The 16,544-nt window shown below is 45.1% G+C and carries 15 protein-coding genes; 6 read left to right on the forward strand and 9 right to left on the reverse strand.

Annotated features, from left to right (window positions below):
• Positions 1-32: 32 nt before the first annotated feature.
• Both galK and galM read left to right on the forward strand, forming a co-directional pair.
• Positions 33-1,193: a galactokinase gene (gene galK, locus DA100_RS00955; protein ID WP_138970435.1), complete on the forward strand. Its 1,161-nt coding sequence runs from the start codon at positions 33-35 to the stop codon at positions 1,191-1,193.
• Between the two features lie 9 nt (positions 1,194-1,202).
• A complete protein-coding gene (galM, locus tag DA100_RS00960; RefSeq protein ID WP_138970436.1) occupies positions 1,203-2,267 on the forward strand; it encodes a galactose-1-epimerase in 1,065 nt (354 codons plus the stop codon).
• Positions 2,268-2,335: 68 nt separating this feature from the next.
• Here the strand turns inward: galM and DA100_RS00965 are convergent, their stop codons facing one another.
• Both DA100_RS00965 and DA100_RS00970 read right to left on the reverse strand, forming a co-directional pair.
• Positions 2,336-2,680, reverse strand: a complete 345-nt coding sequence (locus DA100_RS00965) for a ribosome recycling factor family protein (RefSeq protein WP_138970437.1) — start codon at positions 2,678-2,680, stop codon at positions 2,336-2,338.
• 3 nt (positions 2,681-2,683) lie between these two features.
• Positions 2,684-3,577: a LysR family transcriptional regulator gene (locus tag DA100_RS00970; protein WP_138970438.1), complete on the reverse strand. Its 894-nt coding sequence runs from the start codon at positions 3,575-3,577 to the stop codon at positions 2,684-2,686.
• 192 nt (positions 3,578-3,769) lie between these two features.
• On the opposite strand from DA100_RS00970, the gene DA100_RS00975 reads away from it, so the two are divergent.
• Positions 3,770-4,651 carry an aldo/keto reductase gene (locus DA100_RS00975; protein ID WP_138970439.1) on the forward strand — a complete coding sequence of 294 codons (882 nt, stop codon included), beginning with the start codon at positions 3,770-3,772 and terminating at the stop codon, positions 4,649-4,651.
• Between the two features lie 60 nt (positions 4,652-4,711).
• On the opposite strand, the gene DA100_RS00980 is transcribed toward DA100_RS00975, so the two are convergent.
• Positions 4,712-5,716: a substrate-binding domain-containing protein gene (locus DA100_RS00980; RefSeq protein ID WP_138970440.1), complete on the reverse strand. Its 1,005-nt coding sequence runs from the start codon at positions 5,714-5,716 to the stop codon at positions 4,712-4,714.
• Positions 5,717-5,882: 166 nt separating this feature from the next.
• Here DA100_RS00980 and DA100_RS00985 point away from each other — a divergent pair, with 166 nt between their 5' ends.
• Positions 5,883-6,215, forward strand: coding sequence for a tRNA-binding protein (locus tag DA100_RS00985; protein WP_138970441.1), 333 nt, complete (start codon positions 5,883-5,885; stop codon positions 6,213-6,215).
• Positions 6,216-6,279: 64 nt separating this feature from the next.
• Here DA100_RS00985 and DA100_RS00990 read toward each other — a convergent pair whose 3' ends face one another.
• Entirely contained in the window at positions 6,280-6,840 is a 561-nt protein-coding gene (locus DA100_RS00990; protein WP_138970442.1) for a gamma-glutamylcyclotransferase family protein, read from the reverse strand.
• 247 nt (positions 6,841-7,087) lie between these two features.
• Here DA100_RS00990 and DA100_RS00995 point away from each other — a divergent pair, with 247 nt between their 5' ends.
• Positions 7,088-8,272, forward strand: coding sequence for an NnrS family protein (locus DA100_RS00995; RefSeq protein WP_138970443.1), 1,185 nt, complete (start codon positions 7,088-7,090; stop codon positions 8,270-8,272).
• Positions 8,273-8,350: 78 nt separating this feature from the next.
• On the opposite strand, the gene glpD is transcribed toward DA100_RS00995, so the two are convergent.
• From glpD to DA100_RS01020, 5 genes are all read right to left on the reverse strand, one after another.
• Positions 8,351-9,904: a glycerol-3-phosphate dehydrogenase gene (gene glpD, locus DA100_RS01000; protein WP_138970444.1), complete on the reverse strand. Its 1,554-nt coding sequence runs from the start codon at positions 9,902-9,904 to the stop codon at positions 8,351-8,353.
• A gap of 179 nt (positions 9,905-10,083) precedes the next feature.
• On the reverse strand, positions 10,084-10,857 hold the full coding sequence (locus DA100_RS01005; RefSeq protein WP_138970445.1) for a DeoR/GlpR family transcriptional regulator: 774 nt from the start codon (positions 10,855-10,857) through the stop codon (positions 10,084-10,086).
• Positions 10,858-11,030: 173 nt separating this feature from the next.
• The gene (gene glpK, locus DA100_RS01010) at positions 11,031-12,548 is read right to left on the reverse strand and encodes a glycerol kinase GlpK (protein ID WP_138970446.1); all 1,518 of its coding nucleotides are present in this window, start codon (positions 12,546-12,548) and stop codon (positions 11,031-11,033) included.
• Positions 12,549-12,890: 342 nt separating this feature from the next.
• Complete coding sequence (gene dapD, locus DA100_RS01015) at positions 12,891-13,922, reverse strand: 2,3,4,5-tetrahydropyridine-2,6-dicarboxylate N-succinyltransferase (RefSeq protein WP_138970447.1); 1,032 nt, start codon at positions 13,920-13,922, stop codon at positions 12,891-12,893.
• A gap of 322 nt (positions 13,923-14,244) precedes the next feature.
• Entirely contained in the window at positions 14,245-14,853 is a 609-nt protein-coding gene (locus DA100_RS01020; RefSeq protein ID WP_138970448.1) for a peroxiredoxin C, read from the reverse strand.
• 199 nt (positions 14,854-15,052) lie between these two features.
• Between DA100_RS01020 and DA100_RS01025 the strand changes: the two genes are divergently transcribed.
• Positions 15,053-15,958, forward strand: coding sequence for a hydrogen peroxide-inducible genes activator (locus DA100_RS01025; protein ID WP_138970449.1), 906 nt, complete (start codon positions 15,053-15,055; stop codon positions 15,956-15,958).
• Positions 15,959-16,544 lie beyond the last annotated feature (586 nt).

Raw genomic sequence — 16,544 nt, forward strand, 5'->3', positions numbered from 1 at the left:
ATGAAAAATTTAACAGAATTCTAGAGGGCTTTATGTCAGAACTAATCAACAGTGTGAAAGCATCATTTAGCCAAGTACTTGGCTACGCAGCGAGCCATATCATTCAGGCTCCAGGGCGCGTCAATCTTATTGGTGAACACACCGACTACAACGATGGTTTTGTATTGCCATGTGCGATCGACTATCAAACGGTCGTTGCTGCGGCGAAACGTAACGATAGTATTGTGCGAGTTGTTGCCGTTGATTACGAAAACCAAACCGATGAGTTTGATATCACCCAAGAGATCACTTTTGTTAAGGATAAAATGTGGGCCAACTACATCCGCGGTGTGGTCAAGTGTTTGCTCGCCCGAGGCTATGAGTTTGGCGGTGCAGATATTTCTGTGAGTGGTAACGTACCGCAAGGCGCGGGCTTGAGTTCTTCTGCTGCGCTAGAAGTCGTGATAGGTCAAACTTTTAAAGTGCTTTATCAGCTAGAGATTTCTCAGGCGGAGATTGCGCTCAATGGTCAACAGGCAGAAAATGAATTTGTTGGCTGTAATTGCGGCATTATGGATCAGATGATTTCCGCTGAAGGCAAAGAAAATCATGCAATGTTGCTAGATTGTCGAAGCTTGGAAACCGAATCTGTCTCTATGCCTGCTGATATGTCCGTCGTGATCATCAACTCCAATAAAAAACGCGGTCTGGTGGACAGTGAGTACAACACTCGCCGTCAACAATGCGAGCAAGCGGCCAGTCTCTTTGGTGTTAAAGCGTTACGTGATGTCACTATGACTGAGTTTGAAGCGAAAGCAGATCTACTTGATGAAGTGGTCGCTAAGCGTGCTCGTCACGTAATCACCGAAAATGAGCGAACACTTGCAGCCGCTCAAGCATTGCGTGCAAACGATCTCAAGCGTATGGGGCAGTTAATGGCACAATCGCACATTTCTATGCGTGACGATTTTGAAATTACCGTCAAAGAGATTGACACCTTAGTGGATATTGTTAAAGCGGTTATCGGCGAGCAAGGCGGTGTACGTATGACGGGGGGCGGCTTTGGTGGTTGTATTGTTGCAGTAATGCCGCCTGAACTTGTCGAGCCAGTCAAAGCAGCTGTTGCTGAGCAATATCAAGTCGCAACCGGAATAAAAGAGTCTATCTACGTTTGTCAGGCCAAAGATGGCGCCGGCCTGATTGAAATGTGCTAAGGACTGTTGATGGAAAATTCTCTTTTTCGCACCATGACTGAGCAGCTTGCCTATGACGGTCAGCCCGCTCAGTTATTTGAATTAACCAATGTGAGTGGGGTTCGCATTGTGTTGATGGACATCGGAGCAACATGGCTCAGTTGTCGTTTGCCTTTGGCGTGTGGTGAGCTGCGTGAAGTTTTGTTAGGTGTAGGGACCATGGCAGACTTTGAGCGTCAGCCTAGTTACATGGGGGTAACGGTTGGCCGCTATGCGAACCGCATTGCCAATGGGCTTTTTACGCTTGATGGGCAGTCATATCAGTTGTCTGTGAACCAGGCTGGTAACTGCTTGCATGGTGGCATCTCGGGTTTTGATAAGCGGCGCTGGCAAGTGGTCGAACAGCAAACCAATACCATTATTTTTGGCTTGAGTTCAGCCGATGGGGATCAAGGTTTCCCTGGGAATCTTGATGTTCAACTGCGCTATCAGCTCCATGATGATGGACGATTCGATATTGAATACATCGCTCATTGTGACAAAGCGACGCCGATAAATTTGACCAATCATGCTTATTTTAATCTCAATGGTACAGAGAGTGAGTTGGATGCCCGTTCACATCAACTGCAAATCGAAGCGGATTACTACTTGCCGACGAATGAGAATGGTATCCCACTTGACGATTTGGTCAGTGTCCAAGGTACTGGTTTTGATTTCCGCAGAGTCAAAAGTGTCGCTCAAGACTTATTAGCGGATGAACAACAACAAGCCGCTAAGGGATATGATCACAGCTACTGGTTTGATCCACAACGTGATACCAGTGCACCTGTAGCGACGTTGACCAGTCAGGATCAGCAAGTGTCTCTTTCGGTGATAACTGACAAACCCGCGATGCAACTCTATTGCGGCAATTGGTTAGCGGGTACGCCAGCGAGAGCGGGAAAAGAGTATGCAGATTATGCGGGATTAGCCCTAGAAACGCAGTTTTTGCCGGACTCGCCCAACCACCCACAATGGCCGCAGTCAGGTGTAATTCTACGTCCGGGAGAGGAATATCGTTATCAAACGACATTCCAATTTTCCCGCTCGCGATAATCGCCAGATTGAAAAAGCCAGTCACACGACTGGCTTTTTATTATTTAAGGAAGCGTCAGCTACGCCGTTTAGAATCCTTCATGCTGGTCAATTGCAACGCGAGCTTCACTCATCGAGCAACCGGTTTCTTGCACGAGTTGACTAACGGTCATGGCGGGATTGCTGAGCAGTATTTGAGACAAATCGACGTCAGGTTCGGGCAAGGATTTGCCAATCGCTGCAACTATCCACTGTTGATCCTCATCTTTTAGAGTTTCTATCAATGAGCGCAATTGCTGTTCGTGTCCGCTCAACTGCCAATGCCTTGAACGTCGAATTCGCTTTAACTGACAACCATGCTGGTTGGCACATTTGATCACCGCTGTTTTGTCAGCAACTCGGTGGACGAAACTGTTGAGAGTGATGGACAACATGCCTTAGAGTTCCTCAAACCAATGTTGGACAAAATCGATGAAGGCTGACAGCTTGGTGCTACGACGAAGCTGAGGAGGGAAGATCAGGTAGATGTTGCTTTGAGTCATTACATAGTCAGGTAAGACTTGCAACAGTTTGCCGCTATCCAGCGCGGGCTTGACTAAATAACAGGGCATCTTGATCACACCTTTGCCTTTCAACGCCGCATCAAGCAGTAGAAGGTTATCGTTGATGAGCATATCGCCATCTGTTGCCACTTCAATCATCTGATTATCGTTTGTGGAAAATGGCCATTTACGTAGATTTGGATCAGATAAACAGTTGTGTTTAGTGAGATCTTGCGGATGAGTCGGGATGCCGTTTTGAGCCAAATAGTCTGGTGAGGCGCAGCAAATGTGTTGGTACGGCATCAGTTTTTTCGCCACCATATTCTCTGGTGGGGTATTGGTCGCACGGATGGCTAGGTCGAAGTTGCTTTTGGTGAGGTCTTCTCTGGTATAGCCAATGTCTAAGTCAAATTCGATGTCAGGGTGCAGCAGTTGAAATTGATGGCAAATCTCGATCAGAAAGCGGTGGCTGAAAATGGTGGGGGCGGTAATTCGTAGCAGTCCGCCGACGGTACTCTTGGTGTGATCGAGTTCCTTTTCTAACTCAAGGATTGACGCATTGATACCTTGCATTTTTGCTAGAATCTTTTCCCCTACGGCTGTTAAGCGAACACTGCGCGTAGAGCGGATTAATAAGCTGGTTTCTAGCTCCTGCTCTAGCTGGAGTATTTGCGATGAGAGATAGCTCCTCGAAATGCCGAGATTATCTGCGGCTTTAGAAAAGCTAAGTTGTTTGGCTACCTCGCCAAATAGTGCGTAGCGCTCGAAACGCTTGTGCATTTTATGCATCAACACAAACCTATAATTCGAAATCTGTTGTTGATTATATCGTTCAATATAGAAAATTAAAGTAAGTTAATTGTGCGTTATACCGAATTATCTTTTCGTCTTTATGGTCTTAATCGTCCTGCTGGCTAGCAGTATACTGAATCCAGAACAGCGCAAGTATCGCTGATAAATTGCATCTTTCAGGGGACAAATATGAACAAGTCACACCCGGTTTTTTCACCGATGATCCAAGGTTACTGGCGCATGGCAGAGTGGGGTATGAATACTCAGCAACAGCATGCGTTTGTACAGCAACATCTTGAGTTGGGTATCACCACGGTTGATCATGCTCCAGTGTATGGACCAGACTCTGCATGTGAGAAAATGTTTGGTCAGGTGCTGGCACTCGATAGTCGCTTGCGTGACCAGATTCAGATCGTTTCAAAATGTGGTATTTACCGTGGTGAAGGCAAGCAGGTCAATCACTACAACAGTAGCAAGGCTGCGATTATCGAATCGACTGAACAATCTCTTCGCCGTTTAAATACCGATCATCTCGACGTCTTGCTATTGCACCGTCCAGATCTGCTGATGGATGCCGATGAAGCCGCCGAAGCGTTCGCACAGTTAAACAGTGCTGGTAAAGTAAAGCATTTTGGTGTGTCTAACTTTACCCCAGATCAGTTCGCGTTACTTCAATCTCGCCTTGATGTACCACTTATCACCAATCAGATTGAAATTAATCCGGTGAACTTACAAGTGACGGAAGATGGTACGCTGGAGCAGTTACAAAAGCAGCGAGTTCAGCCGATGGCTTGGTCATGTCTTGCTGGTGGTCGAATATTTAGCTATAGCAGTGAACAGGCATGCCGTCTACGTGACACATTATCTGAAGTTGGCCAAGAAATTGGAGCCGACTGTATTGACCAAGTCATTTTTGCTTGGGTGATGAGAATGCCTGCGCGCCCAGTTCCTATCATTGGTAGCGGTAACATCCAGCGCGTGAAGACAGCGGTCGGCGCATTACAGCTGGAGTTGACACATGAACAGTGGTACCGCATCTGGGTTGCATCGAAAGGTCATGGTGTCGCGTAACTACCTGAATCAAAAGAGGGCTCTAGTTTGAGCCCCCCTAAATACCGTTACGCTTGTTGGCTACTTGGCAATTTTTGCAACCGAGTTACGACGTACTAACGTTGGTGTAAACATGATGGCTTCGTTGTTAGTTGCTTCTTGTTTGGCGAGATTTAATGCTAGTCGCGCAGCGCGCTCTGCCATCATAGCGATAGGGTAACGAATCGTCGTCAATCGAGGGCTGATGTAACGAGCAATCAGACCGTCATCGAACCCCATCATAGAGATTTGATCTGGCACTTTGATGCCATTTTCATCGAGTACAGACAGTGCTCCCGCAGCCATGTAATCGTTATAGGCGACCACACCAGTGATATCGAGTGATTTGGTGAGTAAGGTGGTCATAGCAACTTCACCACCATCGTTGTTTGGCTCACCACGTTCGATATAGCTGCTAGGCAGTTCAATATTGTTGTCTTTTAGCGCCGCGAGATACCCTGCAACTCGTTGCGAAGAGTCTTCTATTTCGTGAGCTGACGCTACACAAGCAATTTTAGTGTGTCCATGACGGATCAGGTATTCAGTCGCTAGATAAGCCCCTTTGAAGTTATCGAGTGCGATGCAGCGTTCCGCAATTTCTTCAATAAATCGGTTTATGAGCACCAGACCTTTGACTTCTTTCGCGTAGCCGATGAGCTCTTGATCAGATAAGCCTTTTGAGTGGATGACCAGAGCCTCACAGCGATTGTTGATAAGCAGTTCAATCGCTTTGCGTTCTTCTTCAGCATCATGGTAACCATTTCCGATCAGTATATGTTTACCATGTTCGTGAGCGACATTGTCCACTGCTTTGACGAGGGCTCCGAAAAAGGGATCGGACACATCACCAACCAATACGCCAACGGTATTGCTGCTCTGGCTAACAAGCGCTTTGGCGGCGGCATTGGGTCGGTAGCCTAGTTTTGCCATCGCTTTTGAGACCGATTCTATCGATGCTTTGCTCGCTTTAGGAGACTTATTGATCACTCTGGATACTGTAGCAATCGATACGCCAGCTTCCTTGGCGACATCTTTTATGGTTGCCATATTTGACCTCGAAAAATACGAATGAAGTTATTTAACCTTGTTGATGTAAATAAGGCAAATACTGTTATGAATACATTTTTAAATTGAGATCTTTACCACTTGCAATATAAGTGATTGCTGATAGTGTAAACGTTGTCTTTTAGTAAAATTTTACCGGTATATTAACATGGAAAAAGTCGCTTATTCAGATTTCGCTAAATTGGAAATTCGTACAGGAAAAATCATTGAGGTTGTCCGCCATGAGAACGCGGATAAGCTATACATTGTGCAAATTGATGTTGGTGATAAAACACTACAAACTGTGACCAGCCTTGTGCCTTATTACACAGAACAACAGCTGATGGGGAAAGAGGTAGTTGTGCTGTGCAATCTGGAAAAAGCCAAGATGCGCGGTGAAACATCAGAGTGCATGCTGTTGTGTGCAGAAACAGATGATGAATCGGAAAGTGTACTGCTGACTCCTGAGCGTTCGATGCCAGCTGGTATTCGTATTGTCTAAAGGTAGACACCAAGCTCGAAGGCTTGGTGCTCCATTTAACTTATCTCTTTTTGGCTGAGGGTTTTCAGGCTCTTACTTCAGCCACCAGAGCATCAATTTGCTTGTGGTGCTCTGGTTTTACTCCTGCTAGGTTGCCATATTTTGGTTCATGGCGATCATTTTCGAGCGGAAAATGCCAGCCTATCGTTTGCTCAATAAACTGTTTGGCAAACTGTTCCGATATTTCTAGACACCCAACGAGAACAGTACCCACATAAGTTTGCATTATTGGACTGAGTGTACAAGGTGGCTCAGGATTGTCTTTGATGTAAACCCAAACTTGATCGTTGTCGCTAAGTGGCAACTGTGACTCAACTTGATTCACTTGGACTTGAACGCGATGGTAGCCTCGTTCACGAATATCGAACTCTTTAAGACCGCATTGACTTACTTCGAGTAAAACACCATTAACGTACCCGTGTCCTTTATCGACCACCAAGGGTGAGAGCGTATAACTCTCATCCACTTTGCCCCAATAGCGTTTAAACCCCTCTACGGTTGCGGTGGTTGCCGCCGAAGTTTGCCCTGTTAATTGGCGTGATGCGGAATTCATCAGACTGCCATAACCGAAGATATAGTTTGCCACTGTTGTCACCTCATCTTGGATGTGAAATAGGAGTATTCGTTAAACTAACCAGTTTCACTGAGAATTGAAAGTCGTTCATATCGTATCTATCGTGTCTTTTTGACATTTTTAAATTGGGTTAATTTGACTTCTTTTTTGGCTTGTTTATATCACTAAGCCTTTGAGATAAAAGAGTTACAAGGGTTGGAATATTTCTTGCGATAGCCTAGGAAGATTTCAGTTTTTTATAACTTTTAGGAGTCACTTAGTGCTCAATATTACTGATAAAAAAGTAGAAGAAGCGATCCCAGCCGTTTTACGTTTAGGTTTTAGACCTTTCTTCCTATTAGGATCCATCTACGCGGTTATTGCTATTGGCTTATGGGTTTGGATGTTCCAAAGCGGACAACCCGCGATGCTTCAAGTGCCTGCATTATGGTGGCACGTTCATGAGATGTTGTTTGGTTTTGCCATGGCGATTGTGACTGGATTTGTCTTAACCGCGGTTCAGAACTGGACGGGAATTAATGGTACAAAGCATCACCGTTTAGCTGCGATAGTGGCACTGTGGTTGTTGCCGCGATTGTTGCTATGGACTCCAACGCCGCTTTGGCTGGTTTCTAGCCTTGAAGCCTTGTTTTTAGCTTTTGTCGCCTACGAAGTCGGCAGCCGAGTCGTCAAAGCGAAAGGGTGGCGTAATCTGTTTTTTATTCCGTTATTTTTGTTGGCTATCGTGGCTAATTTTGCCAGTTATGCGGCGGTAAAAGGTATGCCGCCATTTCCTGCTTCAGCGGTTTGGCAGGCGATGCTTTGGTGGTTTACTTTGCTGCTCTCTGTTATGGGCAGCCGTGTTATCCCATTTTTTACCGCTCGTCGTTTTAACTTTGAAAAACCTCAGCCAATAGTCTGGTTGGACTGGTTAGCAAACCTACCTCTGATCGGCTTATTTATATTAAGTTTTTCCCCGATGACCTTTGCTCAACTTGGTCAACCATTGATGTTGTTAGCCGGTGTGGCGCATCTGATCCGAATCATACGCTGGAAACCGTGGCTTACTTTGAGCGAACCTTTGGTTTGGTCACTGCATGCTACTTACCTGTGCATCCCAGTGAGCTTGCTATTACGTGGTTTGCTGGATAATCCATTTGCCAGCCACAACATGTTGCATTTATTTGCGATTGGGGCCATTGGCGGTGTGATTTTGGCGATGATCGCTCGCGTGACAATGGGGCATACTGGTCGTGCGATTTACCAAGGTCCAAATATGAACCTAGCCTTCGGTGCTTTGGTATTGGCTGCAATTGTACGTGGGATAGGGGTGGCGTTCTTCCCTCAGTATCTGATTTCTGCGCTAAACATCAGTGCAGCGTTGTGGATATTCGCTTTTGTCATGTATGTCGGTCTGTTTGGAAAAATGCTAGTCACCCCAAGGGTCGATGGTCATCCTGGTTGATCGCCAGTTTCGATTAGAGCTAAAAAGGCTTGGTGTCGTAACCAAGCCTTTTAATGATAAATTGCCTTACTTAGGTGGTTAGCCAGCTTCAGACAGGCTGATCACCTGCTGAGGTTGTTTCCCTGAAATGTACTTGGTGACAGCTTCAATCTCGTCCTGATTGAGGTAGAGACCAAGTTTGGTTCGACGCCACAGCAGATCATCGGCTGTGAGAGCCATTTCATGTTCAATTAGATAATCAATTTCTTGCTGATAAACGCCTTGCGCAGAGTCAGAGAACGGGACACCCATACCTTCAATACTTGTTACCCCTTGAAGTAGCTTCCACGTATAAGTACCAAACTGAGTGACATAGCGCAGTAGCAACGCTTGTGATAGCCAAGGGTACTGAGCATGGATCGTTGCAGCCAGTTGTTCTCTGGTGCAACTAAAGTTACCACCTGGCAGGGCGTGGTTGGCTGTCCATGGTGTCCCCATATTAGGTAAATATGGGGCGAGCTTTGCCAATGCCGCTTCACCAAGTTTACGGTATGTGGTTAATTTTCCGCCAAAAATTGATAGCAGAGGAGCTTGATCGTACTCAGATTCAAGTTCCAGAGTGTAGTCTCGGGTGATGGCTTGTGGAGAGTCAGATTCATCATCACAAAGAGGTCGCACGCCACTATAACTCCAGATGACATCCTCACGTGAAAGTTGCTGGACAAAGTGCTGATTGACGATATCGATCAGATAATCCACCTCTTGATCTGAGATCGCCACTTCTCTTGGATCTCCTTTATATTCAACATCGGTCGTACCTATTATCGAAAACTGATCCAAATAAGGGATCATAAACACGATTCGATGATCTTTGTTTTGCAGGATATATGCTTGTGGCTCATCGTGAATGCGAGGAATCACAATATGAGATCCTTTGATTAGACGTATATTACGTGGTGAATGGTTTTCTAACCCTTGATCAAAGAACTGCTTGACCCAAGGCCCTGCAGCGTTCACTAGCGCTTTCGATTTACGCTCAAAGGTTTCTCCTGTCATGACATCGCGAATGGTCACGCGCCAGATATCGCCTTCGCGTATTGCGCCTTCTACATGGCAGTAGTTACGAATTTCAGCATTATTTTCTTTTGCAGCCAACACGTTTAGCAATACTAATCGCGCATCATCTACCCAACAATCAGAGTACTCGAAGCCTTTTTTCATTTCCGGTTTGAGCAAGCCAGATTGAGCCAAGTCGATGCTTTCACTTGCCGGCAGCGTCGTTCTTTTGCCTAGGTTGTCGTAGAGGAATAAACCGCAGCGAATCATCCATGCTAGACGTAAGAAAGGGCGGTGTGGGAGTCGAAAGCGCATTGGTTGCGCGATATGTGGCGCTTTTTTCAGCAGCACCTCACGTTCTGCGAGCGCTTCCGAAACTAAGCGAAACTCATAGTGTTCGAGATAGCGCAACCCACCGTGAATGAGTTTTGAGCTGGCAGATGAGGTTGCAGAGGCGAAGTCTTGGGCTTCATATAAACCGACAGATAAGCCTCGGCCAGCAGCATCAGCAGCGATGCCTGCACCATTAATGCCACCACCAACTATGATTATGTCTAACGTTTTGTCTGATTGTGCAGCATTAGCTGAAATACTCATGAATTTAACCTTTTGTTGAGCGAACGAGCATTTTTGACCATAAAAGAATCCTAACGCAGCTTTCGTTTTGGATCATTATTTATTTTCGTTTGTGCTCGTTTGTGTGATTTATGCACAAAAAAACCTTTATTAAGGAATAAAGGTTTCTTGAAGGTTAAATTTGATTGAAATTACTGTGACTATTTACTGTCGTTAATTACTTCAAGCGGAATTGAGTGTTCTGTGAGGATAGACAGTATTTCTTTTGGCGGTTGTTTGTCAGTAAACAGCATATGGAGTTGAGAGATATTGCCCAGCTTGACCATCGCATTACGGCCAAATTTAGAGTGATCAACAGCAAGAAAAACACTCCGGCTATTCTCGATAATGGCTTGCTTTACACGAACCTCATGGTAGTCGAAGTCAAGCAGTGAACCGTCATAGTCGATACCGCTAATCCCCAAGATGCCGAAATCAAGTCGGAACTGTTTCACGAAATCAAGAGTGGCTTCACCGACGATACCACCATCACGGTTGCGTACTTCTCCACCAGCAAGGATGACTTTAAACTCTGGGTTTTGCAGCAAGATGGTTGCGACATTAATATTGTTAGTAACCACTCGTAGTTGCTTGTGATTTTTGTTTAGTGCTCGTGCAATGGCCTCTGGAGTGGTACCAATATCAATAAACAAGGTCGCCCCATCGGGAATGTGTTTAACCACTTCTTCTGCAATAACATCCTTCTCGTTGAAATTCATGCTCTTGCGCGCGGTGTACGAGGTGTTTTCTGAACTCAGTGGAATGGTTGCACCACCATGGTAACGGCGAATTTTATTGTCATCGGCAAGTTCGTTGAGATCGCGTCTGATGGTCTGCGGACTGACATTAAATTTCTCTACCAGCTCATCGGTGCTGACATAGCCTTGCTTTTGAACCAACGCAATTATTTGCTGATGTCTTGGAATTTGTTTCACGGGCAGCTCCCTGTGCATTGAGCCAATATGCTCATTACACTGATTTTCGAAAATAATAACTCGCGTTATTGTGCTCGAATTAGCGCATTGTGAGAAGAGAACGATGTAAGGAATAGGGGATATAACGCAAAAAGAGCGCCATAATCGGCGCTCTTGAATAGGAGTTTGTGACTTTAATCTTCCTCGTTATGCATTTCTGCCCAAACCTGCGCACACTTAACGGCGCGCTTCCATCCCTTGTAGCGGCGATTACGTTTTTCTTCATCATGATGAGGTAGGAAGGTGCGATCGAGCTCGGCTTTGTCTTTCAGCTCATCAATACTATTCCAGTACCCAACGGCAAGACCTGCTAGGTAGGCTGCACCTAAGGCGGTAACTTCCGTGACTTTAGGGCGGTGAACTTCAGTATCTAGAACATCAGATTGGAACTGCATTAAGAAATTGTTTGCCACCGCTCCACCGTCGACTCTTAAGCTAGCCAGGTTAATGTTGGAGTCCGCTTGCATTGCATCCAAAACGTCGCGAGTTTGGTAGGCAATACCTTCAAGCGTTGCTCGGATAATGTGGTTTGAGCTGACGCCACGCGTTAGACCGACAATGGTCCCACGCGCCCAAGCATCCCAATAAGGAGCACCAAGGCCAGTAAAGGCAGGTACAACGTAAACACCGTTGGAAGAGTCAACTTTGGTCGCAAAGTACTCTGAGTCTTTGGCATCTGCGAGTAGCTTCATCTCATCGCGTAGCCATTGAATTGAAGCGCCTCCCATAAATACCGCGCCTTCTAGTGCATAGGCAGGCTCGCCATTTGGACCACAGGCTAGCGTGGTCAAAAGACCGTGAGTTGATGTTACTTTCTCTTGGCCGGTGTTCATAAGTAAGAAGCAACCTGTGCCATAGGTGTTTTTCGCTTGTCCAGCCTCAACACACATTTGACCGTAAAGCGCAGCTTGTTGGTCTCCGGCAATACCTGCGATAGGAATACGAGTACCGCCTTTACCACCGATGTTGGTCTGACCGTAAACTTCCGAAGAACGCTTCACTTCAGGCATCATTGAGGCTGGGATTCCTAGTTCGTCGAGCAGTTTTTGATCCCAGCTTAAGTTATTGATATTGAAGAGCATGGTGCGAGAAGCATTGGTATAGTCTGTGACGTGTACTCGGCCTTGGGTCATTTTCCATACCAGCCAAGTATCGACAGTACCAAACAACAATTTGCCTGCTTCTGCGTCTTCACGTGCGCCTTCGACATTATCCAGAATCCACTTAATCTTAGTGCCGGAAAAGTATGGGTCGAGTACTAATCCGGTGTTTTCGCGGACATACTCTTCTAGGCCACGTGCTTTGAGCTCTTCACAAATTTCCGCAGTGCGACGACATTGCCACACAATGGCGTTGTAGACAGGTTTGCCAGTTTCTTTGTTCCATACAATGGTGGTTTCACGTTGGTTGGTGATACCAATGGCCGCAAGCTGGTCGCTACTGATTCCTGACTTGGCGAGAGTTTCGATGAGAGTTGAACTTTGTGTCGCCCAAATTTCAAGAGGATCGTGCTCGACCCACCCAGACTGAGGGTAAATTTGGGTGAACTCACGTTGAGAGATGCTAACAATATTGGCATCGTGGTCCAGTATCACCGCGCGAGAGCTTGTTGTGCCTTGGTCTAGGGCAACAATGTACTTTTGCTCAGTCATGGTAAGAATCCTTTTGTCTTATTATTACTATTTTAGCTAATCTTGGCTTGCTTATCGTTTGAGCGAGTTCGATGTGTGGCAGCAGCAGATTGGTGTATTCCCTATTTACGCAGAGTAATTTTGCATAAATAGTCGAATTCGAAAATAAACGAGCACTAAAAATGAGTGTTTGAGCATAAAAATATCAGTAAGTCGGAATATATTGTCTGACTGAAAAGGTGTAAATCTCCCCCCTGTCGCTAGTGGATATAGGGGATTGACGAGGATAATAACCTTTACTTCTGAGGAATAAGAAACAAAAAAGCCGAGCATTGAAGCTCGGCTTTATCAACTCGCCTTGGATTAGTTGTTGCTGTGTAGCTCTGAGTTCAGCTCTACCGCAGACTTGTTCGCAAGACATTCGATTTGGCCTGTCACTGAGTTGCGACGGAACAGTAGATCAGATACACCAGCGAGATCGCGAGCTTTCACTACTTCAACTTCTTGGCCAGATGAATCTAACATGCGTACTTTAGAACCTGCCGTCACATATAGACCAGATTCAACAGTACAACGATCGCCTAGAGGGAAACCAAGACCCGCATTCGCACCTAGTAGTGAGTTTTCACCAATTGATACCACTACTGTACCGCCGCCCGATAGTGTACCCATGATAGAAGCGCCACCACCGATGTCAGAGCCATTGCCGACAACAACACCCGCAGAGATACGACCTTCAACCATGCTCACGCCTGTAGTACCAGCGTTGAAGTTGATGAAACCTTCGTGCATAACTGTGGTGCCTTCACCCACATGAGCACCAAGGCGCACGCGAGATGTATCAGCAATACGAATACCAGCTGGAACAACGTAATCGACCATTTTTGGAAATTTATCGACACAGTCAACAGACAGTGAGCGGCCAGCAAGACGCGCTTCAATTTGACGGTCAGCCAGCTCAGGCAAGTCGATTGGACCTTCGTTAGTCCATGCAATGTTATGCAGCAGACCGAAGATACCATCTAGGACAGTACCGTGTGGTTGAACTAGGCGGTTAGAGATAAGTTGCAGTTTAAGGAAACCTTCAGCAACGGACTCAGGTTTCTCATCTGTTGCTAGAACCACAACAACCAGAGGTTGAGAAGACTCTGCCGCTTTTGCAGCGAAAGAAGCATTCGCTGTATCTCCGTTTGCTTCAAAGGCACTAACTAACTCAGCACTTTGAGCTGCAGAGATTTCGATAGCTTGGTTACCTTGCTCATAACCTGCAACTTTAGCAACGGCTTCAACCAGTGCATCTGATGGGTTTAGAACTGGGTTTGGAAAAAATGCTTCAATGATTTTTCCATCGCGGTTTTTAGTTGCTGTACCAAAGGCTAGAGAAAAGTAAGCCATTTTAAATCTCCATGTTTATATTCATCCAGAAAGAGCAATGATGCTCAGTCTCAAATTAAGTTAAATTCATCATAAAGAGAGCTATGCAGACTTTAAAGGGCTGAATCCGAGAAAGTCTGTAAGACGATATTTTTTGTCTCTTTAGCGATATATTGTCTTTTTATCAATATTTCGACTTTGGTAGTGAAATAAAAAAGCCCGAAGCAATGCTTCGGGCTTTGATTAAGACTTTACTTAGAACTGATTGGCGTTGCGCTTATGCGCTATGTGCTTTTATATACTTACCAACCATATACCCGTTGAGCTTGGGTATAGTAAGCAATTACTTGCTTAGGTCGTCTGCGTGCTCAGATAGGAACGCTGCAACACCCTTAGGAGATGCGTCCATACCTGCTTTACCTTCTTCCCACTGTGCTGGACACACTTCACCGTTCTTCTGGTGGAAGTTTAGTGCGTCAACCATGCGTAGCATTTCGTCGATGTTACGGCCTAGTGGTAGGTCGTTAACTACTTGGTGACGTACAAGACCGTCTTCATCGATTAGGAAAGAACCACGGAAAGCAACGCCTGCTTCTGGGTGCTCAACGTCGTAAGCTTTACAGATTTCGTGCTTAACGTCAGCAACTAGTGGGTACTTAACTTGACCGATACCGCCATCTTCGATAGCAGTGTTACGCCATGCGTTGTGAGAGAACTGAGAATCGATAGAAACACCGATTACTTCAACACCTTTAGCTTGGAAATCAGCCAGACGGTTGTCGAAAGCGATTAGCTCAGATGGGCAAACGAAAGTGAAATCTAGTGGGTAGAAGAAAACAACCGCTTTCTTACCTTTAGTGAACTCTGCAAAGTTGAAGTTATCAACGATTTCACCGTTACCTAGAACAGCTGCAGCAGTAAAATCTGGGGCTTGACGACCTACTAGTACCATTTTTTTGCTCCTAAAATATATGGTTAGTTCCAAACCAAGATAAGTGTTTTTGGTTTGGTCCGTGTTTGTACGGGACAAACTATAGTACACATTGTAGTATGTAAAAAAGCGAATTAAATAGATTAAGTTAATCGAAAAAAGCGATAAATTGGTTTTTATTAACTTGGTCAATATCCAGTCAAAAGTTATAGATAAATCTATGAATAAGTGGCCCAGCCTCAAACAGTTACACTACCTCATTACCTTACATGAAACTCGTCATTTCAGTGATGCCGCAGAGAAGTGTTTTGTCAGCCAATCGACTTTAAGTAAAGGTATCCAAAACCTTGAAGAGCTGATTGGCTGTCCTTTATATGAGAAGAAAGATAAGAAAAGTCCGCTAGTCTTTACCCTGGCGGGGGAGCAAGTGGTTCAGCAGGGCCGTGAGCTATTAGCCAAAGGGCAAGATCTGGTCGAACTTGGCCGTTTGTGTCAGGGGGACGAAATGGAAGGGCAGTTACGCGTAGGCTGTATCCCTACCATTGCTCCTTTTTTGCTTTGTGATTTAGTTCAGGAGGTTAACCGCCGTTTCCCGCAACTGAACTTACTATTAAGAGAAGACACGACAACCAATTTACTCGATGCACTTCGTCATGGTGAGCTGGATGTGTTGATCCTCGCTTTACCAGTGGACATTTTAGGCATGGATAGCCGAATTGTCGGCAATGACCCGTTCCGGATGATCATTAGTCAAAATCAGGCAGACGCGATTCAAACTCCGATCAAGTATGCTGATTTACCCAACGAATTCGTTTTTCTGTTAGAAAAAGAGCACTGTTTAACAGAACACGCGGTGTCTGCTTGTCAATTAACAGATAAAGAGAAGATTAACCCGTTTTCTGCCACCAGTTTACATACCTTAGTGCAGATGGTCGCGAATGGTATAGGAACGACCTTCATTCCCCAAATGGCGATCGATCATGGCTTGATTGATAATCAGAATCTGGTTGTTGTCGATGCTCCCGGACAACAGGCTCACCGTCATATAGGTCTGGTTTGGCGACCTAGTTCGTCGCGTGTAAACACTTTTAATCAATTAGCGGATGTAGTGTCAGAGCTACTTTAGCGATAAGTATTAGTCGAAGAAATCGATTTCGTCTTCAAAAGCACACTAGTTTTAGTGTGCTTTTTAGCATTTTATCCTGTCGGTAAACTTTATCTTGTAAAATTTTACAAGTAAATTTTGATGAAGCTTTCATTAAATTGTGAAATTTCACAGTGTGAATTTTACAACCCTACGATTTTCCATTGTTTGATAATCCGATTGCATATTACCTTCACCTCTAGTGATAAAAAGGATTTATCCCCACTGCATAGAATTAAACGCGTGTTTGAAACGATTTTACATCGTTAATTTTACTGTAATTAAATTACGTAACTGGTTACGTTTTTGTGAGTGCGAACACCACTTTTGTACGTGCGGAATAAAACTTCGAATTTAACGTTTTGTTTACTTTAGTACTTTTACTCTACTCATGTTTGGTATAGGTTAAATAAAGGCTCAGTAAGACTTATGTCTAGATTGAAATGAATGTTTTACTGATTCAATCTAACAGCCAACAGAACAAGAAACCTCTTCAGAGAATGATCAGTTAGGAAGTTTGATTGTTGTTTGATAGTTACAAATGTAATCGGGGCGTTCGAGAATCGAA

Source organism: Vibrio sp. Hep-1b-8 (assembly GCF_006124995.1).
Classification (GTDB): Bacteria; Pseudomonadota; Gammaproteobacteria; order Enterobacterales; family Vibrionaceae; genus Vibrio.